This window comes from Nocardioides eburneus, from assembly GCF_040838215.1.
Classification (GTDB): domain Bacteria; phylum Actinomycetota; class Actinomycetes; order Propionibacteriales; family Nocardioidaceae; genus Nocardioides; species Nocardioides eburneus.
Genome location: NZ_JBFPJR010000007.1, coordinates 116707 through 138140, shown reverse-complemented (window position 1 = coordinate 138140; position 21434 = coordinate 116707). Strand labels below are relative to the sequence as shown.

Annotated in this window: 21 protein-coding genes; 14 read left to right on the top strand and 7 right to left on the bottom strand. The window is 73.0% G+C overall.

What is annotated here, in order from left to right:
- Positions 1 to 30: 30 nt before the first annotated feature.
- Complete coding sequence (fabI, locus tag AB3X52_RS05955; protein ID WP_367992264.1) at positions 31 to 810, top strand: enoyl-ACP reductase FabI; 780 nt, start codon at positions 31 to 33, stop codon at positions 808 to 810.
- A gap of 64 nt (positions 811 to 874) precedes the next feature.
- Positions 875 to 1381: a SixA phosphatase family protein gene (locus AB3X52_RS05950; RefSeq protein ID WP_367992262.1), complete on the top strand. Its 507-nt coding sequence runs from the start codon at positions 875 to 877 to the stop codon at positions 1379 to 1381.
- Between the two features lie 44 nt (positions 1382 to 1425).
- Here the strand turns inward: AB3X52_RS05950 and serB are convergent, their stop codons facing one another.
- Positions 1426 to 2667: a phosphoserine phosphatase SerB gene (serB, locus tag AB3X52_RS05945; protein ID WP_367992260.1), complete on the bottom strand. Its 1242-nt coding sequence runs from the start codon at positions 2665 to 2667 to the stop codon at positions 1426 to 1428.
- 32 nt (positions 2668 to 2699) lie between these two features.
- A complete protein-coding gene (locus AB3X52_RS05940) occupies positions 2700 to 3473 on the bottom strand; it encodes an Rv1486c family protein (protein WP_367992258.1) in 774 nt (257 codons plus the stop codon).
- A 74-nt stretch (positions 3474 to 3547) separates the two neighbouring features.
- Between AB3X52_RS05940 and AB3X52_RS05935 the strand changes: the two genes are divergently transcribed.
- The 4 genes from AB3X52_RS05935 (at position 3548) to AB3X52_RS05920 (ending at position 6758) form a co-directional block, all read left to right on the top strand.
- Positions 3548 to 4345 carry an ABC transporter ATP-binding protein gene (locus tag AB3X52_RS05935; protein WP_367992256.1) on the top strand — a complete coding sequence of 266 codons (798 nt, stop codon included), beginning with the start codon at positions 3548 to 3550 and terminating at the stop codon, positions 4343 to 4345.
- Positions 4346 to 4461: 116 nt separating this feature from the next.
- Positions 4462 to 4914, top strand: a complete 453-nt coding sequence (locus tag AB3X52_RS05930) for an NfeD family protein (protein WP_367992255.1) — start codon at positions 4462 to 4464, stop codon at positions 4912 to 4914.
- Between the two features lie 17 nt (positions 4915 to 4931).
- The gene (locus tag AB3X52_RS05925; RefSeq protein WP_367992253.1) at positions 4932 to 6053 is read left to right on the top strand and encodes an SPFH domain-containing protein; all 1122 of its coding nucleotides are present in this window, start codon (positions 4932 to 4934) and stop codon (positions 6051 to 6053) included.
- 27 nt (positions 6054 to 6080) lie between these two features.
- Positions 6081 to 6758, top strand: coding sequence for a nitroreductase family protein (locus AB3X52_RS05920; RefSeq protein ID WP_367992251.1), 678 nt, complete (start codon positions 6081 to 6083; stop codon positions 6756 to 6758).
- Positions 6759 to 6762: 4 nt separating this feature from the next.
- Here AB3X52_RS05920 and AB3X52_RS05915 read toward each other — a convergent pair whose 3' ends face one another.
- From AB3X52_RS05915 to AB3X52_RS05905, 3 genes are all read right to left on the bottom strand, one after another.
- Complete coding sequence (locus AB3X52_RS05915; protein ID WP_367992249.1) at positions 6763 to 7701, bottom strand: alpha/beta hydrolase; 939 nt, start codon at positions 7699 to 7701, stop codon at positions 6763 to 6765.
- Positions 7698 to 8483 carry a glycerophosphodiester phosphodiesterase gene (locus AB3X52_RS05910; protein ID WP_367992247.1) on the bottom strand — a complete coding sequence of 262 codons (786 nt, stop codon included), beginning with the start codon at positions 8481 to 8483 and terminating at the stop codon, positions 7698 to 7700. Before AB3X52_RS05910 ends, AB3X52_RS05915 begins: the two co-directional genes overlap by 4 nt.
- 67 nt (positions 8484 to 8550) lie before the next feature.
- Positions 8551 to 8973, bottom strand: coding sequence for a hypothetical protein (locus AB3X52_RS05905; RefSeq protein WP_367992245.1), 423 nt, complete (start codon positions 8971 to 8973; stop codon positions 8551 to 8553).
- 341 nt (positions 8974 to 9314) lie between these two features.
- On the opposite strand from AB3X52_RS05905, the gene AB3X52_RS05900 reads away from it, so the two are divergent.
- Positions 9315 to 9779, top strand: coding sequence for a hypothetical protein (locus AB3X52_RS05900; protein ID WP_367992243.1), 465 nt, complete (start codon positions 9315 to 9317; stop codon positions 9777 to 9779).
- 161 nt (positions 9780 to 9940) lie between these two features.
- Here the strand turns inward: AB3X52_RS05900 and AB3X52_RS05895 are convergent, their stop codons facing one another.
- Positions 9941 to 11362 carry a hypothetical protein gene (locus tag AB3X52_RS05895; RefSeq protein ID WP_367992241.1) on the bottom strand — a complete coding sequence of 474 codons (1422 nt, stop codon included), beginning with the start codon at positions 11360 to 11362 and terminating at the stop codon, positions 9941 to 9943.
- Between the two features lie 62 nt (positions 11363 to 11424).
- On the opposite strand from AB3X52_RS05895, the gene AB3X52_RS05890 reads away from it, so the two are divergent.
- On the top strand, positions 11425 to 12684 hold the full coding sequence (locus AB3X52_RS05890; protein WP_367992239.1) for a glycosyltransferase: 1260 nt from the start codon (positions 11425 to 11427) through the stop codon (positions 12682 to 12684).
- A 5-nt stretch (positions 12685 to 12689) separates the two neighbouring features.
- On the opposite strand, the gene AB3X52_RS05885 is transcribed toward AB3X52_RS05890, so the two are convergent.
- Complete coding sequence (locus AB3X52_RS05885) at positions 12690 to 14042, bottom strand: hypothetical protein (protein WP_367992237.1); 1353 nt, start codon at positions 14040 to 14042, stop codon at positions 12690 to 12692.
- A 247-nt stretch (positions 14043 to 14289) separates the two neighbouring features.
- Between AB3X52_RS05885 and AB3X52_RS05880 the strand changes: the two genes are divergently transcribed.
- The 6 genes from AB3X52_RS05880 (at position 14290) to AB3X52_RS05855 (ending at position 21417) form a co-directional block, all read left to right on the top strand.
- Positions 14290 to 15693, top strand: a complete 1404-nt coding sequence (locus tag AB3X52_RS05880; RefSeq protein ID WP_367992236.1) for a condensation domain-containing protein — start codon at positions 14290 to 14292, stop codon at positions 15691 to 15693.
- A complete protein-coding gene (locus AB3X52_RS05875; protein WP_367992234.1) occupies positions 15690 to 17105 on the top strand; it encodes a condensation domain-containing protein in 1416 nt (471 codons plus the stop codon). Before AB3X52_RS05880 ends, AB3X52_RS05875 begins: the two co-directional genes overlap by 4 nt.
- Entirely contained in the window at positions 17086 to 18432 is a 1347-nt protein-coding gene (locus AB3X52_RS05870) for a hypothetical protein (protein ID WP_367992232.1), read from the top strand. Before AB3X52_RS05875 ends, AB3X52_RS05870 begins: the two co-directional genes overlap by 20 nt.
- Positions 18433 to 18561: 129 nt before the next feature.
- Positions 18562 to 19365, top strand: a complete 804-nt coding sequence (locus tag AB3X52_RS05865) for a phytanoyl-CoA dioxygenase family protein (RefSeq protein ID WP_367992230.1) — start codon at positions 18562 to 18564, stop codon at positions 19363 to 19365.
- Between the two features lie 211 nt (positions 19366 to 19576).
- Positions 19577 to 20752, top strand: a complete 1176-nt coding sequence (locus AB3X52_RS05860) for an LLM class flavin-dependent oxidoreductase (protein WP_367992287.1) — start codon at positions 19577 to 19579, stop codon at positions 20750 to 20752.
- A complete protein-coding gene (locus tag AB3X52_RS05855; protein ID WP_367992228.1) occupies positions 20749 to 21417 on the top strand; it encodes an FMN reductase in 669 nt (222 codons plus the stop codon). Before AB3X52_RS05860 ends, AB3X52_RS05855 begins: the two co-directional genes overlap by 4 nt.
- Positions 21418 to 21434 lie beyond the last annotated feature (17 nt).

Sequence of the window (21434 nt, the reverse complement as noted above, 5' to 3'; positions counted from 1 at the left end):
CCGACTAGCTCGACCACCGAGAGGGAGAAGATGGGCATTCTGGACGGCAAGAACATCCTGGTCGCCGGCGTCACGATGGACACCTCCATCGGGTTCGCGGTCGCGAAGGTCGCGCAGGAGCAGGGCGCCACGGTGCTCATCTCCAACTTCGGGCGTGCGCTGAGCATCACCAAGCGGATCGCCAAGCGGCTGCCCGTCGAGCCGCCCGTCCTCGACCTCGACGTGACCAACGCCGACCACCTCGCCGGGCTGGCCGACGCGGTGCGCGAGCACCTCGGCGCCGACGCCCGGCTGGACGGCGTCGTCCACTCGATCGCCTACGGCAGCCCCGAGACGCTCCTCGGCGGGAAGTTCCTCGACGGGCCGTGGGAGGACGTCGCGCAGGCCGTGCAGGTCTCGGCGTACTCCCTCAAGAGCCTCGCCATCGCGTGCCGTCCGCTCCTGTCTGCCGGATCCTCGGTGGTGGGGCTGACCTTCGACGCGACGGTCGCGTGGCCGGCGTACGACTGGATGGGCGTGGCCAAGGCCGGCCTCGAGTCCACGGCGCGCTACCTCGCCCGCGACCTCGGTCCCGACGGGATCCGGGTGAACCTGGTCTCCGCGGGCCCGCTCCGCACCCTCGCCGCCAAGGCCATCCCCGGCTTCGAGGAGCTCGACGCGATGTGGGCCTCGCGCTCGCCGCTGGGCTGGGACAACACCGACCAGACGCCGACCGCCAAGGCCGTCTGTGCCTTGATGAGCGACTTCTTCCCGGCGACCACCGGCGAGATCGTCCACGTCGACGGCGGCTACCACGCGATGGGCGCCTGAGCACCGCTCGGGACCTGGTGCGCCGCCGCGCGCTGTGCGCGCAAAGAACCGTAGGCTCCTCGCCATGCGCACTCTCGTGATCATGCGGCACGCCAAGGCGGAGGCCTCGGCGCCGACCGACTTCGAGCGTCAGCTCACCGACCGCGGTCACGCCGACGCGCGCGCCGCAGGGGAGTGGCTCGCGGCCCAGGGGATCGAGCCCGACTACGTGCTCGTCTCCGCGGCGGCCCGGACCGTCCAGACCTGGGAGGACGTCGCCGTCGGCTCCGGGTGGGACCTGACGCTGGCGGAGTACGACGAGGGGCTCTACTCCGCGTCCACCGATGTCGCGCTCGACCTCGTCCGCGCCACCGACGACGGCATCGAGACGCTCGTGGTCATCGGCCACAACCCGACCGTCGCCTATCTGGTCTCGCTGCTCGACGACGGCAGCGGCGATGAGGAGGCGGGCAACGCGCTGGCGCTGGGCTATCCGACGGCGGCGGTCACCGTCCTGTCGTACGACGGCGACTGGGCCGACCTCGACGAGGCGGAGGCCTCCGTCGCCGCTTTCCACGTCGGTCGCGGCTGACTCCGTCCAGGCCACGCACCCCACCAGAGGGGGCGGCTCAACCCTCAGATCGGCGGCGCGGGGGTGACGATCCCGGCCTCGGCGTCGGCCGCCTCGATCTCCTCGCGGGAGATGCCGAGGAGATACATGATCGTGTCGAGGTAGGGCACGTTGATGGCCGTGCCGGCGGCCGAGCGGACGGCGGGCTTGGCGTTGTAGGCGACGCCCAGGCCGGCGGCGGCGAGCATGTCGAGGTCGTTGGCGCCGTCGCCGATCGCGACGGTGGCGGCCTCGGGCAGGCCGAGCTCCGCGGCGAACTCGCACAGCGCCCGCGCCTTGCCGGCCCGGTCGACGACGTCACCGACGACGTTCCCGGTGAGCCGACCGTCGACGATCTCGAGCTCGTTGGCCCGGGAGAAGTGGATGCCGAGGTCGGCGGCGAGCCGCGACGTGATCTGGGAGAAGCCGCCGGAGACGATCGCGAAGCGGTAGCCCAGACGACGCAGCGTCCGGACCATGGTGCGGGCACCCGGGTTGAGCTGGAGGTTGTCGTAGACCTCGTCGAGCGCCGAGGCGGGGACGCCGGCGAGGAGCTTCACCCGAGCGCGCAGGGACTCCTCGAAGTCGAGCTCGCCGCGCATCGCCGCCTCGGTGACGCGGGCGACCTCGTCCTCGCAGCCGGCGTAGGCGGCGATCATCTCGATCACCTCGCCATGGATGAGGGTGGAGTCGACGTCCATGACGATGAGTCGCATGCCGCGCCGCGACAGGTTGGCCGGCTGCACGGCGATGTCGACGCTCTGCGCCGCGGCCTCGGTCGAGAGCGAGGCACGCAGCTCGTCGGGGTCCGCGCCGGAGACGTGGAGCTCGAAGGCGGTGACGGGATAGCCGGCCAGCCGGATGATCCGGTCGATGTTGGCGCCGGCGCCGGCGATGCGCCGGGTCACCGCGCTCATGGCGGAGGCCTTGAGCGGCGTGCCGAGCACGGTGACGTGGGCGCGCTGACGCGGGCGTCGCGGGGTGTCGCCCGTGCCGGACTCGATCTCGACGGTCATGTCGAGGGCGTGTGCGGTCTCCTCGATGGCGGTGCGCAGCGCGACCGTGCCGGCGGCGTCGGCCGGCGCCGTGACGAGAAGTCCGAGCACGAGACGTCCTCGCAGGACGATCTGCTCGAGGTCCACGACGTCGACGCCGGCGAGCGCGAGCGTCGCCAGGGTCGAGGACGTGACTCCGGGGCGGTCGCGGCCGGCAAGCGTGACCAGCAGCGTGTCGGGTCGCTGCCCGAGCTGGTCGAAGGACTCGGTCATCGGGCAGCAATCTAGCCGGTTCCGGCCGTGGTTCAGCCCGGAGGCCACACCTCGGGCGAGCCTGCGGCCGTCAGCGCCCGGCGCGCGGCACGGTCCAGGGGGACGAGGGCGTCGCGCCGCGCGCTCATCTCGTACGCCGACACCGCGCCACCCTCATCCTCGAGCGCGAGCCCGACGATGTCGCGCGCCTGCAGCCCACGGGCAGCGAGGTCGACGCAGCGGTCGGGGACGCCGGGAGCGCCGCGAAGCGCGGGGCGGTGGCGCAGGTTGAGGAGTCGGTCGGCGATCTCGGGACGCCAGCGGGCGACGTCGAGGTCGGCCAGCGCCTGCGCGGCCTCCAGGAGCGCGCCGCGGAGCGCCCGGTCGGCCTCGCCGACGTCGGGGAGCTGGCGGCGCTGGGCGGCGTACGCCTGCCACTCGATCACCGCGCCGACCCGGGTGGGGGCGAGGCCGACCCCGGCGTCGGAGACGACCGCCTCGCCGGCCTCGAGCGCGCCGAGGTTGAAGGCGGCCGGACCGCCGAGCCCCAGGAGGTCGCCCTCGACCGGGAACGCGGTGCCGAGCAGAGACGCTCCCTCGGCCCGCAGCCGGCTCAGCCCGCCGATCAGCGTCTCCGCCCGGCCCGCCTCGCCGCCGAGTCCGAGCGCCGCCAGGCCGCTGACCGTGTGGGTCGCGTCGTCGCCGATCACCGCGTCCAGCATGAGGTCGGCGACGGTCTCGCCGCGCAGCCAGGAAGTGCCCCACCACGCGAGGCGGAGGGCGTCGGGGACCGCGCCGACGGCGGTCCGGTGGTCCTCGATGCTCACGGCCTGCGACTGTACGCCGGGAGCGGTGTGGGGTGCCCGCGGGTCGGGTCGCGGCCATCGCTACAGTGACCGCCATGGCCGCCGTCATCGAGCTCTCCGACGTCACCATCCGCCGCGGCAAAAACGTCCTGCTCGATGCCGTGAGCTGGACGGTCGAGGAGGACGAGCGCTGGGTGATCCTGGGGCCCAACGGCGCCGGGAAGACCACGCTCCTGCAGATCGCGGCGGCCCAGATGCACCCGACGAGCGGCGTTGCGCAGGTTCTCGGCGAGCAGCTCGGGAGGGTCGACGTCTTCGAGCTGCGGCCGCGCATCGGTCTCACCAGCGCCGCGCTCGCCGAGCGCATCCCGCGGCAGGAGCTCGTCCGCGACGTCGTCGTGTCGGCGTCGTACGGCGTCGTCGGCCGCTGGCGCGAGGAGTACGACGAGCTCGACCACGGCCGCGCCCACGACCTGCTCGTCGAGGTCGGCATCAAGCATCTCGCCGACCGCACGTTCGGCACCCTGAGCGAGGGGGAGCGCAAGCGTGTCCAGGTGGCGCGGGCGCTCATGGTCGACCCGGAGCTGCTCCTCCTCGACGAGCCGGCCGCGGGTCTCGACCTCGGTGGTCGTGAGGACCTCGTCTCGACGCTCTCGATGCTGGCCTACGACCCCGACTCGCCGGCGACCGTGCTGGTCTCCCACCACGTCGAGGAGATCCCGCCGGGCTTCAGCCACGTGCTCATGCTCCGTCAGGGCCGCATCGTGGCCGCCGGCCTCATCCAGGACACGCTCACGGCGGCGAACCTGGGCGCGACGTTCGGGATGCCGCTCGACCTCGAGGAGCGCGACGGACGCTACTGGGCCCGTCGGCGCACGCGTCGCGCGGGCTGACGCGTCGCGCGGGCTGACGCGTCGCGCGGGCTGACGCGCGACCCGGGAGGTGACCCGGCGCGCGCAGCGGCCGGAGCCGCCGGCGACGGGTTGGTGACGCAGACTACAGTCGGTGCATGGGCGGCATGGATTGGCTGATCTGGTTGGGCGCCGGTGCGCTCCTGGTCGTCGCCGAGCTGTTCAGCCTCGACCTCATCCTGCTGATGCTGGCCTGCGGCGCGTTCGCCGGTGCGATCACGGGCGTGTTCGTCGACAGCGTGGTCCTCGAGGCCATCGTCGCGCTCGTCGTGGCGATCGGCATGCTGGGCGTGGTCCGCCCGAGCCTGGTCGCGCGTCTCCACCACGGTCCCGAGCTGATCCTCGGCACGCGCAAGCTGCTGGGCTGTCGTGCGATCGCGCCCGGCACGATCAGCGCCCATCAGCCGTGCCAGCTCAAGATCGACGGTGAGCTGTGGACGGCTCAGCCGTACGACGAGCACCTCGTGATCGAGCCCGGGACCACCGTCGAGGTCCTCGAGATCAGAGGCGCCACGGCCTACGTCCATCCCGTGCCCGAGCTGGAGCTGTAGCAACCGAAGGAGTTTCGATGACTGCCGTCCTCGTGGTGCTGGTGATCCTGGCGATCTTCGTCATCACCGCGCTCGCCAAGACCGTCAAGATCATCCCGCAGGCGCGGGCCGGGGTGGTGGAGCGCTTCGGGAAGTACAAGGACACGCTCACTCCCGGGCTCAACGTCATCGTGCCGTTCGTCGACAAGGTGCGCTACATGATCGACATGCGGGAGCAGGTGGTGACCTTCCCGCCGCAGCCGGTGATCACCGAGGACAACCTCACCGTCTCGATCGACACCGTCATCTACTTCCAGGTCAACGACCCGATCGCGGCGACCTACGAGATCGCCAACTACATCCAGGCCGTCGAGCAGCTCACGATGACCACGCTGCGCAACATCGCCGGCGGCATGGACCTCGAGGAGACCCTGACCAGCCGCGAGCGGATCAACACCGGACTCTCGACGGTGCTCGACGAGGCGACCGGCCGGTGGGGCATCAAGGTCAAGCGGGTCGAGGTCAAGAGCATCGACCCGCCGATGTCGATCAAGGACGCCATGGAGAAGCAGATGCGCGCCGACCGCGACAAGCGCGCCGCGATCCTCACGGCCGAGGGTCAGCGGCAGTCCTCGATCCTCTCCGCAGAGGGCAACAAGCAGTCTGCGATCCTCAACGCCGAGGGTCAGCGCGAGTCGCAGATCCTGCGCGCACAGGCCGACCGCGAGGCCGCGATCCTGCGCGCCCAGGGTGAGGGCCAAGCCATCCAGACCGTCTTCCAGGCCATCCACGACGGCCAGCCGGACCAGTCGCTGCTGGCCTACCAGTACCTCCAGATGATGCCCAAGATCGCCGAGGGCGACGCCAACAAGGTCTGGATCGTGCCGAGCGAGATCGGCAAGGCCCTCGAGGGCCTCGGCTCCTCGCTGAGCAACCTCCAGGGCATCCCGCAGGAGACCGACGGCCCACGCACGCGCGTCGACCTCGGCGCGCCCGCGCCCGAGCTCGGCACCGTCGGCACGGCGGCCAGCAATGCCGCTGAGGAAGCCGTGAAGGCGGCCATCGCCGAGGCGGACTCGGCCGCCAACACCGGCGCCTCCAACGGCGCGCCCGGCCAGGCAGAGCCGCCGGCGGACGAGCCCGCCCCCGAGCAGCCGTAGCCGGCGTCGTACGGCAGGCTTGGGAGCATGCACCAGATGGACCTGTACGACGCCATGCGCACCACGGCGGCGATCCGCCGGTTCACCGGCGACCCGCTGCCCGACGAGGTGCTCTACCGCATGCTGGAGAACGCCCGGTTCGCGCCGAGCGGCGGCAACCGGCAGGGGGTGCGGATCGTGCTCGTGCGCGACCAGGACACCCGCGAACGGCTGGCGGCCCTCACCGAGCCGGGCGCCCGGCGCTACACCGCACAGGGCGCCGCCGGCGAGGTCCCCTGGAACAGCCTCCAGCCGCCCGGCCCGACGCCGGAGGAGATCGCGGCGACGGAGGTCCCGCGCCACCTGGTGGAGCCGCTGCGCACGGCCGCGGTCGTCGTGGTCGTGCTCGTCGACCTGGGCGCGCTCGCCTCGACCGACCAGGATCTCGACCGCGTGGGACTGGTGAGCGGCGCCTCGGTCTACCCGCTGGTGTGGAACCTGCTGCTGGCGGCGCGCGCCGAGGGGTTCGGCGGCACCGTCACCACGATGGCCGTCCCGGAGGAGGACGCCGTGCTGGAGCTCCTCGGCGCGCCGCCCGGGCACGCGCTCGCCTGCGTCGTCCCGCTCGGCAAGCCGGTGAAGCAGCCGACGCGGCTGCGCCGCCGGGCGGTCGAGGAGTTCGTGACCTGGGACCGGTTCGACGGCGAGCCCTTCAGCGCGAGGTGAGGCGCTACTCGACGTAGGCGCCGAGCCAGCGGCCGAGCTGGTCGTACGCCGCCTTCCGGACCTCCGGCCGCGACAGGATGACGTCGTGGCGGGCGCCGTCGACCGCGACGTAGGTGACGTGCGGGCCGACGGCGGTCGCCCAGCGACGGATCTGGGGCACCTCGAGGACGATGTCGGTGCCGTGCACGGTCTCGTTCATCTCGCTCGCATGGCCCGACGCGCCCGAGGAGAGCACGAGCACGGGACAGGTGACAGAGAGGCCGGCATGCAGACGTGCGTGGCCGCGACGGATGGCGGAGAGCCAGCCGGCGTAGACCGTGAAGGACTCCACCGGCTTCCAGGTGAGGTCGAAGTCCCACTCGCCCTCGTGGTCCTGGTGGAGCGAACGGGTGTAGAGGCCGCTCACCGTGCGCGGGATGGCGCGCATCGGCTGCCACCTCGCGACCCGGTGGATCACGGGCGTGCCGACCGTGCGCAGTAGCGCCGAGCCCTGCATGTCGAACCACGGCGAGTTGAGGAACATCCCGACCAGCTCGGGCGGCCTGCGGGCGTCCGCCCACAGCGGGGCCGTGAGGCCGCCGGTGGAGTGGGCGGTGACGACGATCCGCTGGTGGCCCTCGGTGATCCGGGTCCAGGCCTCGTCGAGCACGGGGAAGTAGTCGTCGAGGTCCGTGACGTAGTTGGGCGTCTGGTGCGGACGGAGCGAGCGGCCGTACTTCGGCAGGTCGACGGCGTAGAAGTCGTAGCCGCGGGCGGTCCACCACTCGGCGTACTCCGTCTGGAAGAAGTAGTCGGCGAAGCCGTGGACGTGCAGGACGGCCCGCCCCGAGGGGCCGGCGTCGGCCGGCCGGTGGACGAGCGTGGCGACGAGCTCGCCCTCGTGGTCGTCGGGGAAGGTGAGGGTCTCGGCGGTGTACGGCGCGCCCAGGACGTCGGTCGTCATGGTCGCATCCTGTCAGTGGTACGCCGCCGTGCGCACCGCCGGGCACGGCGCCGGTCGCGGAGCGCGAGCGCGGGGTGGTTGGTGGTGACCATCCAGGCGGCGCCGGGCCGCATCCACCAGCGCAGGAGCGCGGGCGCGTCCACCGTCCACACGAGCAGCCGGAGTCCGCGGCGACGCGCGACCCGACGCAGCCGGAGGAGCGCGAGACCGTGGTTGGCGCACAAGACGTTGGCACCGGAGCGGGCGAGGCGCTCCTCGGGGGCGAGCTGCCGCAGCAGCGAGGCCGCCGCGGCGCGCGGCGCGAGGCCGCGCAGGCTGGAGCCGATCGAGAGGCCGACCAGGAGCGGGACACCCTCGGCGTCGGCCCAGTCGCGCAGCGCCCGGGCGGCCCGCTCGCGGCCGGTGGTGGCGACGACTCGGTCGGGCGACAGCCGCTTGAGCGCGCGCTTGACGACCTCGACCTCCCAGCAGGCGCCGAGCTGGTCGTAGAGCTCGGCGGGGGAGCCGAACTTCAGGTCGATGTGGGCTCCGGCACGGTCGTCGAGCGACTCGAGGAGGGCGTCGTAGGCGAGGACCTGGACACCGTCGTCCGGCAGGTCGTGCGCGACGATCAGGTGACCGTCGGCCCGGCGGCGTACGTCGAACTCGACGAAGTCCGCGCCGAGCGCGACCGAGTGCTCGAGGGCATGGAGGGAGTTCTCGCCCTGGGGGTCGTCGCCGGCGCCGCAGCGGTGGGCGCTGACGAGCACGGGCGCAGGGGGCTGGACGGGCTTCGCGGCCACGGACGCACCTTCCCGGGAGCCGGTGGGATCTGCCCCGCAACCTAACAGCCGGTGCGAGGAGCGGCGGTCAGGCCAGCGTCCAGACTCCAGGCGTGCCCTTGGTCATGAGTCCCTCGGAGATGAGCGCCTGACGGGCCCGGCGGGCGGCATACCGCCACCGCAGCTCGCCCTCCGGCGTCGTCTCCCGGTCGCCGGGGAGCAGCCGGTCCTCGAGCCGGGTCTCCAGCTCGCGGAAGACCTGGTCCGCCTCCAGTTCCCCACCGGCGTCCTCGAGGACCGTCACGATGAGCGGCTTCAGCGCGTCCGGCGGCGTCCAGCGCCGCGACACCGGCGCGGTCCGCGTCGTCGTCGTGGTGCGCGACGCCGTGGCGGTCTTCCGGGGCTTGGGCTTCGGGGGCGCCTTGACCGGCTCCGGAGCGGGCGGTCGCCCGTGGACGCACTGGGACTTCGGAAGATCACACAGCTCGCAGTAGTCGTCGCTCGCAGACATCGGCTCCACGATAGTCCACCGTCGCGGCCGGCCGGAGCGCGACGCGGGTGGCGTGACGCGGGCCACCAGAACGCCGGGGAATGGCCGGGCATCGTCCTGGGTTGACCCCCTCAGCTGGTTCGACTCATGCCCCCGGGCCTCACCATCTGCCGCTACGAGCGGCCATTCGCCGAGAGGCGGCTGACGGACCAGCGAGCAGCACCACACAGCCACCCGCCGGGTAAGCCCCGGTCAGGGTGGTTGTGTCCATTTCGCCAGCGCCGGGCGGCTGCCCTGGCGCGCAACGGGTACCAGACTCAGAACCCGACCTCGTCACCCTCGCGACGGCCAAGGAGAGCGCCATGTCCCGGATCGCAGGCAACCTCGCGCGCGGCGCCCTGGCGGGCGCCGCCGGTACGACCGCGCTCAATGCGGTCACCTACCTCGACATGGTCGCCCGCGGCCGCGGCACGAGCAACACGCCGGAGCAGACGGTCGAGGCGCTCGCGGACCATGCGGGCGCGACGGTCCCCGGGGACGAGGAGACCCGGCAGAACCGCGTCGCGGGCCTCGGCCCGATGCTCGGCATCGCGAGCGGCGTCGTCACGGGTGCTCTCCTCGCTCTCGCGTACGACGGCCGGCGGCCGCCGCTGGTCGTCGGCGCCGTGCTCGCCTCGGTGGGCGCCATGGTCGGCACCGACGCTCCCATGGCGGTGCTCGGCGTCACCGATCCGCGGTCCTGGTCGGCCGGGGACTGGGTCTTGGACGCGATCCCGCATGCGGCGTACGGGTTGGCCACGGCCGCGACCCTCCGGCTGATGCCGTGACCGGGTGGCCACTGCTGGTCGCGGTCTTCGTGGTGGCCGGGACCGAGGTCGTCGTTGACCGATCTGTGAGTGTGCTGGTGGCGGGCCTGGGGCTGGTGCGGTGAGCCGCGATGAGGGCCGCAGTGGCGCCCGCCGGGTTGCTCGACCCGCTCGGCTGATCGTCACCAGAACGTCGGCGTGAGCCCCCGGCGCGCGTAGACCTCGCCGACGAGTCGCCGGAGGGTGGCGGCGTCCCGGACGTGGTCGGGGTCGAGGCCGTGGATCGTGAGGCTGCAGACGCCGTTGCCCTCGCCCCACCAGGCCGTGACGCCGCCACGCTGACGGCGGAGCTGGCCGCGGGTGGCCCCGAGCGGGACGGCGTGGAGCAGGATCGACTCGGCCTGCTGGTCGGGGTCGAACGGCGCCATGAAGGTGTCGGGGTGCGTGCCGAGGTTGGACGCCAGGCAGAGTGGGGTCGTGATGTTGGTGGCGAAGCAGCGAGCCACCCGGTCGGGCAGCATCTGGACCAGCGGGCGGAACCACGGCCTGGGGTCGGGACGGGTGCCGTCGAACAGTGCGGTGAACTGCTCCTTCGACCGTGCCCGGACCGCGGCCAGGTCGGGGACCACGCCGGCCCCGTCGCGGGTCTCGGTGTCCACGGCGATGGTGACGCCCGAGGTGGCGTTGGCGCGCAGGTCGTCGTCGCCGCCGCGGACGCTCACCGGCAGGTTGACGGCGACCGGCCGGCCCGCCTCGACGATGCCGGCGGCGAGCAGCACCTCGACCGTCACGGCGATGAACAGACCGTTGGCCGTGCCGCCCGCCTCCTTGGCGGCCGCCTTCCAGTCCTCGGCGGGGCAGTCCGCGACCACCTTCGCGATCGTGTGGCGTACGTCGTCGTCGGGCTGCGGATCCGGGACCGGGCGGTCCGCGGAGGTCTGGGCGTCGATCCGTCGGATCGGGTCGGCGCGGCGCGCGGCGCGGAGGCCGGCGTACACCTTCCGGGCCATCCCGGCCGCATCGCGGAGGTCGTCGACGAGCCGGACCTGGGCGGCGGCGAGGTCGTCGACCGGCAGCTGGGGACGGACGCGGCCGGCGGACGCGGCGGCGAGCGAGTCGTGCTTGAGCCGGCCGTCGGCCACGACATGCGAGACGTTGAACGAGACGATCGTCTTCCCCTCCGTCGTGTAGGCCATCGCCAAGGCCCAGCCAGGACCCTTGACCGGGTCGAGCTCGATCTCGGCGACCGAGTCGAGCCAGGCGAGCACGTCGTCGGGGGAGAGCCGGTCGGGGTGGACGGTCAGCGGCGCCCGGGCCGAGGAGCGCACGAACCGGCTGCGGGCGCCGGGGACCCGGCTGCGGACGACGAGGCGGTTGAGTGGCCCGCGCGCGAGCGCGGCGGACACCCGCTCGACCGCCGAGACCGGGATCTCGGTGGGGAAGCGCCAGGCGTTCTGGGCCACCACCGGGAGGCCGATCACGGTCGCCATCCGGAGGAAGAGCTCGTCGTCGTAGGTCAGTCGGTTGCTGGGCGCGACGGTCGCCACGGTCGCCGGGGCGGTCCGGTGGGCCGTGGACGGAGCCTGGGCGGACGAGGTGGTCATGGGGGAGTGTCCTATCGTGTCGGCCGGCCGTGGCCGGACTCGGAATGCCGGAGGGATCGCCTGTGAAGCTCGCGTTCGCCCTGACGGGCAGTCGTGGTGACGTGCAGCCGGCGCTGGCCGTGGCGCTCGAGCTGCGCCGCCGTGGGCACGACGTCGCGGTCGGCGTGGCGCCGAACCTGGTGCCGCTGGGGGAGCGGCTGGGCCTGGATCCCGTGCCGGTGGGCCTCGACAGCCGCGACCTGCTGGGGTCCCAGACCGTGCAGCGTGGCAAGCGGTCGCGCAACCCGCGCGACCGGGTCCGTGCCCATCGGGCGATGGCGACCCACGGCTGGACGGAGCTGCGCGAGGGCACGCTGGCGCTTGCGGACCGGCTCGGCGGGGTCGACGCGATCGTCGTCGGCCTGCTCGGCCAGGAGGTGGGCGCGGCGGTCGCAGAGGCGCTGGGCTGCGGCTTCGCCGCCCTGCACTACTTCCCGATCCGGCCGAACGGTGTCGTCCCGCTGGTGTCCCGGGGCGGTCCTGTCGTCCAGCATGCGCTGGGTGACGCCGTGCTCGGCCTGCGCTGGTCGCTCACCCGCAGGGACGAGAACCAGCAGCGGGCCGCATTGGGCCTGCCGCCCGCCGTCGTACGCCTGCAGGACCGGTTGCGCGACCGCGGCGCGGTCGAGGTCCAGGCCTACGATCCCGTGCTGATGCCCGGCCTGCCCGAGCAGTGGGGAGTCGACCGGCCGTTCGTGGGGTTCCTGTCGCTGGCCGAGGAGGACCGCACGGCGCTCGGCGAGGACACCGCCGACGTCAGCGACTGGCTCGAGGCCGGCGAGCCACCGGTGTACGTCGGCTTCGGCTCGATGCCCGTCCGCGACCCCGCCGCGCTGCTGTCCGCGGTCTCCGGCGCCTGCGCGGACCTCGGCCTGCGGGCCCTGGTGAGCGCCGGCTGGAACGCCTTCGACGCGGCCGCGGAAGCAGCCGGCGACCACGTCAAGGTGGTCGGACCGGTCGACCACGTCCGCGTCCTGCCACGCTGCCGAGCGGCGGTGCACCACGGCGGGGCGGGCACCACCGGAGCGACGTTGCGCGCTCAGATCCCCAGTGTCGTGGGGTGGTACTCCGCGGATCAGCCCATCTGGGGCCGCCTGCTCGCACGCGCCGGCGTCGGTACGTCGCTCCCGGTGACCCGCCTGGACCGCGTCACGCTCCGTGCCGCGCTCGCCGAGGTGCTCGAGCCGGAGACGGTCGCCCGGGCCGCCGCGCTGGGTGCCGGCCTCGCCCCCGCCGAGGTCGCCGTGAGAGCGGCCGCCGACGCGGTCGAGATGGCGGGCTGAGAAGGTCACCACAGCGCCGAGGTCACGCCCCACGAGGCGAGCTCGTCGCGCACGAGCCCCGCGAAGGCAGCGGCGTCGGGGACGCGGTCGGGCTCCGCCGGGATCAGCGTGAGGGTGCTCCGGGCTCCCGTGGACGCGTGCCACACCAGCAGCCCGCCGCCCATCTCGCGGGCCTGCTCGGCGGCGAGGTGCGGCACGGTGGCCGAGGTCGAGACCGCCCGGACGCGGTCGCCCATGGCCCGGCTCAACGGCGCGGGCAGGATGCCGAGATTGGAGGCGAGACAGGCCGCCTGAGGCGGCTGAGGGACCCGCCGCAACAGGACGTCGGGCAGCATCTGGACGAGGGGCAGCGGGACCGGCGACAGCCCGGGCCCGGAGTCGCGCACCCGGGCATAGGCCGCCTTCGCGGCGGACTGCACCACGGCCAGGTCGCGCGCGGCGAGGGCCTCGCGGTCGACATCGACCCGAGCGATGCGGGTGCTGTTGGCGCGCAGGTCACCGGGCACGAAGCCGCTGATCGGGACCGAGACCGGGATCGGCACGCGCGGGGCCGCGTGACCGATGGCGTCGAGGAGGCGGGCAGCGACGGCGATGAACCAGGCGTTGGCGCTGCCGCCCTGCCGTCCGGCGACCGCCGCGACGGGCTCGGTGTCGAACTCGACGACGACCCGCGGTGGCGTCCAGTCGACGGCCGAGGGATCGGGGGTCGGCGCGGGGTGCGGCGGCGCCGGGCTGGGGGCCGGCAGGGTGCCGGCTCGCTTGGCGCGGGCCCGGGCGCGTGCCCAGTCCGCGATCGCCCCGACCTGGCCGGCGGCGTCGCGGACCTCCAGCCGGAGGCCGGCCAGGCCCGTCGGCGGCTCCGGGAGCGGCGACGTCGGTGCACCGGTGGCGGCGGCAAGGACCGCATCGCTGATGGCGGCGCCGTCGGCCACGGCATGGGCGACCGTGAGGGAGACGAGCGCACCGCCGTCGTCGAGGTCGGTCGCGGCGAGCCGCCAGGCCGGGCCGGCGTGCGGGTCGATCGGCTCGGCGTGGCGGACGGCCAGCCAGTCGAGCGCGCCGGACGCCTCGATGGGACGCTCGCCCAGCGTCACGACCGGCGCCTGGCCGGAGTGTCGCCATGCGTCGCGCGCGCCCGGAAGGACCGCGCGCCGGACGCGGCGGGACAGCCGCCCGCGGGCGAGCCCGTCGGCGATCCGGCGCAGCCGCTCGGCGTCGTACGGCTCATCGAGACGCCACACCCGCTGGCTGACGAGGGGCTTGCCGACCCCACGGTGGCCGCGGGCGAACATGTCGTCCGCGAACTCGAGACGGACCGCTCCGGGGGACCTGTGACGGGCCGGAGAGCGTGGGGACATCGGGCGTCTCCTTCCGAGATGGCGCACAAGTGAAGCGGTGGTCCAGACCGGGTGTAAATACCCCTCCGGGCGTTTCCGGCTGTGTTTCTCGACACCGTGGCTGCGACTCGCCTCACGCCGCGGCGGGCCACCACAATGGGCCCCGGGAGAGGGAGCACCACCAGAGCAGATCTGCTGTCTGGCTCGTCCGGGCTCGCGGCGCTGACGCCACGAGAAGCTACGCATCAGAGAGGATCCATCTCCCCCGATGGAGTACACCGAGCTTTCCGCGTACGACGTTCCCCCCGGCGTCGTGACGACGTGGACACCGGCCGCCGACGCGGCCGCGTGGTCCGATGACCAGCGGGGGCTGTCGCCCAACCACGAGCTCCACCTCGCCGAGAGCTCGGCGGGGTCGTGGATCGGGTCGATCATGCGCATCCCGACGCCGCTCGACCCGCGCTCCCTCGACCGGGCGCTGCGCGCGTGGCTGGCCCGCCACGAGGTGCTGCGGGCCGGTGTCGTCGCCACGGACGCGGGTTGGCGGCGGCGGATCGCCGCGCCGACGTCGGTCCGGATCGAGACCGCCGACCTCGGCCCTGCGAGCGGTGAGGAGGCGCGGCAGACCATCGCCGACTTCCTCGCCGCCAGCATCACGCCGTTCGCCTGGCCGCACTGCGTGTTCGTCACCGTGGCCGAGCCCGATGAGGCGGGCTTCACGCTGGCGTTCGGCGCCGACCACAGCGTGATGGACGCCTACTCCCAGCTGCTCTGGTTCGAGGAGATCGCCGGACTCTACGAGCGCGCCTGCGCCGGTGTGAGCGACGAGGAGCTCGCCTGCCTCGAGGTCGGCAGCAACCTCGACCACGCCGATGTCGAGCGGGCCTTCTCCGACGAGCTCGACGTCGACTCCGAGCCGGTCGTGCGGTGGCGCGACTACCTCACCGCGGAGGAGCGCACGGGCTTCCCCGCATTCCCGGTCGCCGGCGTGGCCACCCCGGTCGACGAGCCGACGGCCGCGCCCCGCCTGAAGCAGGCGAGCTTTGCCGCCTGGCTCACCGATGCGCCGCAGGCCGCGGCCCTCAACCGGCTGTGCCGGGCCGGCTCCATGTCGTTGCAGTCAGGCGTGCTCGCCGCGATGGTCCAGGCGCTGCGCGAGGCGCACGGTCTGGACCGGGTCCGCTTCGTCCTGCCGATGCACACTCGCTTCACGCCGGAGTATGCCGCCGCCATCGGGTGGTACGTCGGGCTGTGCCCGGTCGACGTCGACGTCGCAGGCGCCCGCACGCTGCCCGAGATCGCGGCGCGGGTCCACGCCGCCGTGGCCGCCGGCAAGGACCTGGTCGCGCATCCGTTCGCTCGCGTCCGCGAGCTGCTCGAGCTGCGCGACACCCCTCACTTCGCGGTCTCCTACGTCGACGGCCGGTTCGTTCCTGGGGCCGACCGCTGGGACGAGTGGCAGGCCCGCGCCCTGCGAAGCCCTGCCTTCGCCGACGATGAGGTCTACCTGTGGTTCGGCCGCACGGCCGAGGGCCTGAACGTCTCGGCGCGCTACCCGGAGACGATCACCGCCGAGCGCGCGATGCGCGATCTGGCGGGGCGCGTCGCCGAGGTCCTCCAGTCGACCGCACAGCCGCTGCTCCAGGGCGAGACGCTGGTGACGACGGCATGAGGATCGAGCGACTCCGCGACTGGGCACCGGCGCCCGGCCGTCTCGTGGTGTTCCGGCCGACATCGGCGTCCCTCGCCGCGGCGCAGGCCGCTCCGGTGAGCCCCGGCGAGCCGTCGTTCCTCCAGCAGGACCACCTCAACGCCTATCGAGGCACCGTCGCCGCCGGTGGCACGCACCGCGCCTGGACCGGCACGGCGACCCACCTGTCGGGCGCGTTCGACGCGGGCGCCATGGCTGGTGCGCTGGCCCGGTTCGTCGTCCGCCACGAGGGGCTGCGCACCTGGTTCGACCTGTCGGGGGCGGCCGCCGTACGCCATCTGGTCGGGAGCGACGACGTCGCCTTCGAGGCCCAGGAGTTGGAGGCGCCGGACGACTGGGATGCCGCCTGGGAGTCCTTCTTCGTCGCGCTCGCCGACGAAGCGTGCCGCCCGGACTCCTGGCCCCCGTTCGTGCTCGCGGCGGTCGTCCGTGAGGACGACGCGAGCCTGTTCTGGGCCTGTGACCACGCCTTCACCGACGGCGCGTCGCAGCTGATGGTCGCGACCGAGCTGGCCACGGCGTACGCCGCGGAGGCCGGCCGTCCTGCGGTCGAGCTTCCGGCCGTCGGCAGCTTCGTCGCCTATGCGGCGCAGGAGCGCGAGCGTGCGGCGGGCTACGGCCTCGAGTCGCCCGAGCTCCAGGGATGGCTGGAGATCATGACCCGTCATGAGGGACGGCTGCCGCGGTTCCCGCTCGACCTGGGCCTGGCGCCGGGGGAGACGGCGCCGGTCGCGCTGCGCGACTTCGACGCGCTGAGCGGCGACCAGCTCGAGGTGTTCGACCGGCGCTGCCGTGAGGCGGGCGGCCGGTTCACGAGCGGGCTGTTCGCCGCGCTGGCGGTCACGGAGCGGCGCCTCACCGGTGCCGACCGCTACTTCGGCGTGACCGTCCTCGGCACCCGCGCCGGCGACTACGCGATGTCGCACGGCTGGTTCTGCAACTTCGCGCCGGTCGAGTTCGCCATCCCCGACGGTGGCTTCGCCGAGGTGGTGGCGGCCGCCGAGGAGGCGTACGCCGTGACCCGCAGCCTCGCCGCCATGCCGGTCCACGTCGCGATCGGCGCGCTGCTGATGTCGGGGCTCACCACGCCCGAGCAGCTCGGCAGTCCTCAGCTGGTCTCCTACCTCGACCTCCGGAAGTTCCCCGGTGCCGGGCTCGAGGCGCACGACCGCGGGATCCACTTCACCGGCGTCGGCCGCACCGCCAACGCCTCGATGTGGATCAACCGCGAGGACCGTCGGCTGCAGATCGGCGCCCAGACGCCGGACACGGCCGCGGCGCAGCAGGCGGTCGACGCGTTCTTCGCTGCGCTCGCAGAGACCTTCGCGGACGCGGTCAGCGAGGTGGCGACCGGTGCAGGTCACCACCGCTGACCTGTGGGAGCCGGCGCCGGGCACGATCCTGCGCTGGGACGTGAAGGCCGGCGGGAGCGGCACACCCGCGGTGCTCTCGCTCAACCAGCGCAACCACCTCGCCGGCGCCATGGCGGGTGAGGCGTCCGTGTGGCTGGCGGGGGCGTTCGACACCGAGGGCCCGATCGACGCCGTCGCCCTGGGGCACGTCTGGCATGCGTTCGTCGAGCGGCACAGCAGCCTGCAACTGGAGGTGGCGCGCACGGCGACCGGGCCGGCGGCGTACCGCCATCACCCCGGCGGCCTGGTCTGGACCATGGCCGAGGTCGGTGCGACCTCGACCACCGGCGAGACGCGGAAGCGTCTGCAGCAGGCGCTGGCGGAGGGCTGCCACCCGTTCGGCTACCCGGCGTACGTGCCGCTCGCGGTGTCGCGTCCTGACCGCTCGACGATCGTGCTCGGGATGGACCACCTGCACGGCGACGCCTACTCGATCGCACTGGTCGTGGACGAGGTCGCCACGCTCTACGAGTCCTACCGCGACGGGTTCGGGCGTCCCGCGCTCCCGGAGACCGCCTGCTTCCTGGCGGGCGTCGAGCGGGAGTACGACGAGCCCGTGCAGGTCTGGCACGACGACGACCGGCTTCTCGGCTGGCACGCCTTCCTGCGCGCCCGCGACTTCGTGCTGCCGACCTTCCCGCTCGGGCTCGGCGTGGCGCCGGGGGAGCGGGTCCGGCAGGCCTCGCTCGTGCGCGAGATCGCCGACCACGCCCTGGTCGAACGGGTCGCGGTCCGCGCCCGCGACCAGGGTGCCTCGACGTACGCCGCCGCGCTGGTGGCCCTCGCCGGCGCGATCCATGACCTCGGTGGCCCGGAGAGGCTCGACACGCTGGCGCCGGTCCAGACCCGGAGCGACCGCGCGTCCCGCCGCGCCGTGGGGTGGTACACCACCACCGTGCCGATCTCGGTCGCTGCCGACCTGAGCGACCGAGGACTCGCGGCTGCCGGTGCTGCGGTGCGGGCGGGGATGCGCCTCGGCGAGGTGCCGCTCGACCAGGTGATGGCCTCGCTGCCGGAGCCGCTCGTGCAGGCTCGGCGGGATGTCTTCATGGTGTCGTGGATCGACTACCGCCACCTGCCGGGCAACGGCCGAGCCGGTGAGCGGGCGGCCCACCACATCTCCGCGCCGACACTGGCCGACGACCTCCAGTTGTGGCTCTCGCGCACCGACGCCGGCCTCGCGGCCCGGGTCCGGTTCCCCGACGCCCCTGCGGCGCACGCCGCCGTCACGGCGCTGCTCGAGCGTTTCGGTGAGCGACTGCGCGAGATCGCCGGGCCGGTGTCGTAGCCGATGCGCACCTGCACGATGGGTGCACGCTCGGGAGAGCCGACGGTGCACACATCGCGCACGTGCAGCGGCTCGTCCCAGCGGCGAAAACCGGTGGCGTGGACCTCTGGCGGCTCCCAGAGTGGCCGTGTGGACGAGATCGAGATGTTCGTGCGGGACGGCTTCGTGCGGGTGGCGGGAGCGTTCGGTGAGGACGTCGCCGCGGATTGCCGCACGGTCCTCTGGGAGGACGTACGCCGCCAGGTGCCGTCCCTGGACCCGGAGGACCCCGCCACCTGGACCGAGCCGGTCGTCCGCCTTGGCGACCACGGCGAGGAGCCGTTCCGGCTGGCGGCGGGCTCCCCGCGCCTCACGGAAGCGATCGACGCGCTGGTGGGGCCCGGACGGTGGCGGCCCCGGGAGAGCCTGGGCAGCACGCCGGTGCGGTTCCCGTCGGAGAGGTCGGCCGGCGACGACGGCTGGCACGTCGAGGGCAGCTTCCGGGCAGACGCGGGGGAGTTCGACTACTTCCGCTGGCGGGTCAACCTCGCCTCGAAGGACCGCGCGCTCCTGATGCTCTTCCTCTTCTCGGAGGTGGGAGACGACGACGCGCCCACCCGGCTGCGGGTGGGGTCGCACCGCCCGGTGGCGCGCCTGCTGGCGCCGTACGGCGAGGGCGGGGAGGAGATGCTGCCGCTCTCGCTCCGCGCTGCGGAGGCCACCGCCGACCTGCCGGTGACGCTCGCGACCGGCAGGCCGGGCGACGTCTATCTGTGCCATCCGTTCCTCGTCCATGCGGCCCAGCGCCACCAGGGCAGTCGGCCGCGGTTCATGGCGCAGCCGGGCGTTCTCCCCTCGGGCCCGTTCGACGTCGAGAACGGCACGTCGCCCGTCGAGGTCGCGATCCGCGAGGCGCTGGCCGAGAAGCCTGAGCGGACGGGTCAGCGGAAGTAGATCTCCCGCGCATGTCATCGCGTCGGGCTCCCGATGGCGAGGCCGGTGATGTCGTCCGCCGCCTGCGCCACGCGCGGGGAAGGCGCCTCGCGCGGAGGGAGGCGGGTGCGCGCGCCTGTGGAATAACGTGGATACCGCCGCGGTTGTCGACACTAGTTCAAGTTTCAACTAATGTGGTCGGTGACGACCGAGAGGGGTACACGACATGGGTATGCAGTTCGGCATCTTCACCGTCGGCGACGTCACGACGGACCCGACGACCGGGAAGACACCGACCGAGCACGAGCGGATCAAGGCGACCGTCGAGATCGCCAAGAAGGCGGAGGAGATCGGGCTCGACGTCTTCGCGACCGGTGAGCACCACAACCCGCCGTTCATCGCGTCGGCGCCGACCACGACGCTCGCCTACATCGGCGCGCAGACCAAGAACATCATCCTGAGCACCAGCACGACGCTCATCACGACCACCGACCCGGTGCTGATCGCGGAGAACTACGCGAAGCTGCAGCACCTCACCGACGGCCGCGTCGACCTGATGATGGGTCGCGGCAACACCGGCCCGGTCTACCCGTGGTTCGGCAAGGACATCCGCCAGGGCATCAACCTCGCGGTCGAGAACTACGCGCTGCTCCGCCGCCTGTGGACCGAGGACGTCGTGGACTGGCAGGGGCGCTTCCGCACCCCGCTGCAGGGCTACACCTCGACCCCGCGTCCGCTCGACGGTGTGGCGCCGTTCGTCTGGCACGGCTCGATCCGCTCTCCTGAGATCGCCGAGCAGGCGGCCTACTACGGCGACGGCTTCTTCCACAACCACATCTTCTGGCCGGCCAGCCACACCAAGCAGATGGTCGCGCTCTACCGCAAGCGGTTCGCGCACTACGGTCACGGCACCGAGGACCAGGCCATCGTCGGCCTGGGAGGCCAGTTCTTCATGCGGAAGAACAGCCAGGACGCGAAGAACGAGTTCCGGCCCTACTTCGACAACGCGCCGGTCTATGGCCACGGCCCGTCGATGGAGGACTTCACCGAGGCCACACCGCTGACCGTCGGGTCCCCGCAGGAGGTCATCGAGCGGACGCTCTCCTTCCGGGAGTACGTCGGCGACTACCAGCGCCAGCTCTACCTCATCGACCACGCCGGTCTGCCGCTCAAGACCGTCCTGGAGCAGCTCGACCTCTACGGCGAGATCCTGCCGACACTCCGCAAGGAGTTCGAGAGCCTGCGCAAGCCGGGCGTCCCGGACGCGCCGACCCACGCCTCGCTCGTCGAGAAGGCCGGTGGCCCCCACGACAGCACGGTGTACGCCGCCGGCGACGACGCCACCGGCACCAGCGACCGTGACCTGGACGACCCGGAGGTCGCGAAGGTCCTCGAAGGCGAGCTGTGACCGACGTGTCCACCAAGAAGATCGTCGTGGTCTCGGCGGGGCTCTCCGTCCCGTCGAGCACCCGGCTGCTCGCCGACATGCTGGGCGAGGCCACCGAGCATGCGGTCGCGGCCCGCGGCAGTGAGGTGGAGGTCGAGCACATCGAGCTCCGCAACCTCGCCCACGCGCTGACCGACAACCTGCTCACCGGCTTCCCGAGCAAGGACCTCAAGGCCGCGATCGACGCGGTCCACGAGGCCGACGGCCTGATCGCGGTGACACCGGTCTTCTCGGCGTCGTACTCCGGCCTCTTCAAGACGTTCTTCGACGTCTTGGAGATGGGCGTCCTGGACGCCAAGCCGGTGCTCGCCGCCGCCACGGCCGGCACCGCCCGGCACAGCCTCGTCATCGAGCACGCCCTGCGGCCGCTCTTCGCCTACCTGCACGCCGTCGTCGTGCCGACCGGCGTCTTCGCCGCGACCGACGACTTCGGTGCCGCGGGTGGCGGCGACCTGCAGAAGCGGGTCGAGCGCGCCGCGGTCGAGCTGGCCGCTCTGGTCGCCGGACCGGGGGGTGCCTCCGCACCGGCTGCGCCGAAGCGGAAGCTGGTCGAGGAGGAGTTCGCGGCTCCCACGGACTTCGCCGACCTGCTCCGTCGGGCCTCGGAGGGTCCCCCGGAGTACTGACCGGGCGAGAGGTCACT

Bases quoted from the DNA above. Each gene is read 5' to 3' on its own strand.
- AB3X52_RS05885 (WP_367992237.1), bottom strand. From the start codon at position 14,042: ATGTCCCCACGCTCTCCGGCCCGTCACAGGTCCCCCGGAGCGGTCCGT.
- AB3X52_RS05905 (WP_367992245.1), bottom strand. From the start codon at position 8,973: ATGTCTGCGAGCGACGACTACTGCGAGCTGTGTGATCTTCCGAAGTCC.
- AB3X52_RS05935 (WP_367992256.1), top strand. From the start codon at position 3,548: ATGGCCGCCGTCATCGAGCTCTCCGACGTCACCATCCGCCGCGGCAAA.
- AB3X52_RS05915 (WP_367992249.1), bottom strand. From the start codon at position 7,701: ATGACGACCGACGTCCTGGGCGCGCCGTACACCGCCGAGACCCTCACC.
- AB3X52_RS05895 (WP_367992241.1), bottom strand. From the start codon at position 11,362: ATGACCACCTCGTCCGCCCAGGCTCCGTCCACGGCCCACCGGACCGCC.
- AB3X52_RS05925 (WP_367992253.1), top strand. From the start codon at position 4,932: ATGACTGCCGTCCTCGTGGTGCTGGTGATCCTGGCGATCTTCGTCATC.
- AB3X52_RS05875 (WP_367992234.1), top strand. From the start codon at position 15,690: ATGAGGATCGAGCGACTCCGCGACTGGGCACCGGCGCCCGGCCGTCTC.
- fabI (WP_367992264.1), top strand. From the start codon at position 31: ATGGGCATTCTGGACGGCAAGAACATCCTGGTCGCCGGCGTCACGATG.
- AB3X52_RS05920 (WP_367992251.1), top strand. From the start codon at position 6,081: ATGCACCAGATGGACCTGTACGACGCCATGCGCACCACGGCGGCGATC.
- AB3X52_RS05860 (WP_367992287.1), top strand. From the start codon at position 19,577: ATGCAGTTCGGCATCTTCACCGTCGGCGACGTCACGACGGACCCGACG.
- AB3X52_RS05900 (WP_367992243.1), top strand. From the start codon at position 9,315: ATGTCCCGGATCGCAGGCAACCTCGCGCGCGGCGCCCTGGCGGGCGCC.
- AB3X52_RS05880 (WP_367992236.1), top strand. From the start codon at position 14,290: ATGGAGTACACCGAGCTTTCCGCGTACGACGTTCCCCCCGGCGTCGTG.
- serB (WP_367992260.1), bottom strand. From the start codon at position 2,667: ATGACCGAGTCCTTCGACCAGCTCGGGCAGCGACCCGACACGCTGCTG.
- AB3X52_RS05950 (WP_367992262.1), top strand. From the start codon at position 875: ATGCGCACTCTCGTGATCATGCGGCACGCCAAGGCGGAGGCCTCGGCG.
- AB3X52_RS05930 (WP_367992255.1), top strand. From the start codon at position 4,462: ATGGGCGGCATGGATTGGCTGATCTGGTTGGGCGCCGGTGCGCTCCTG.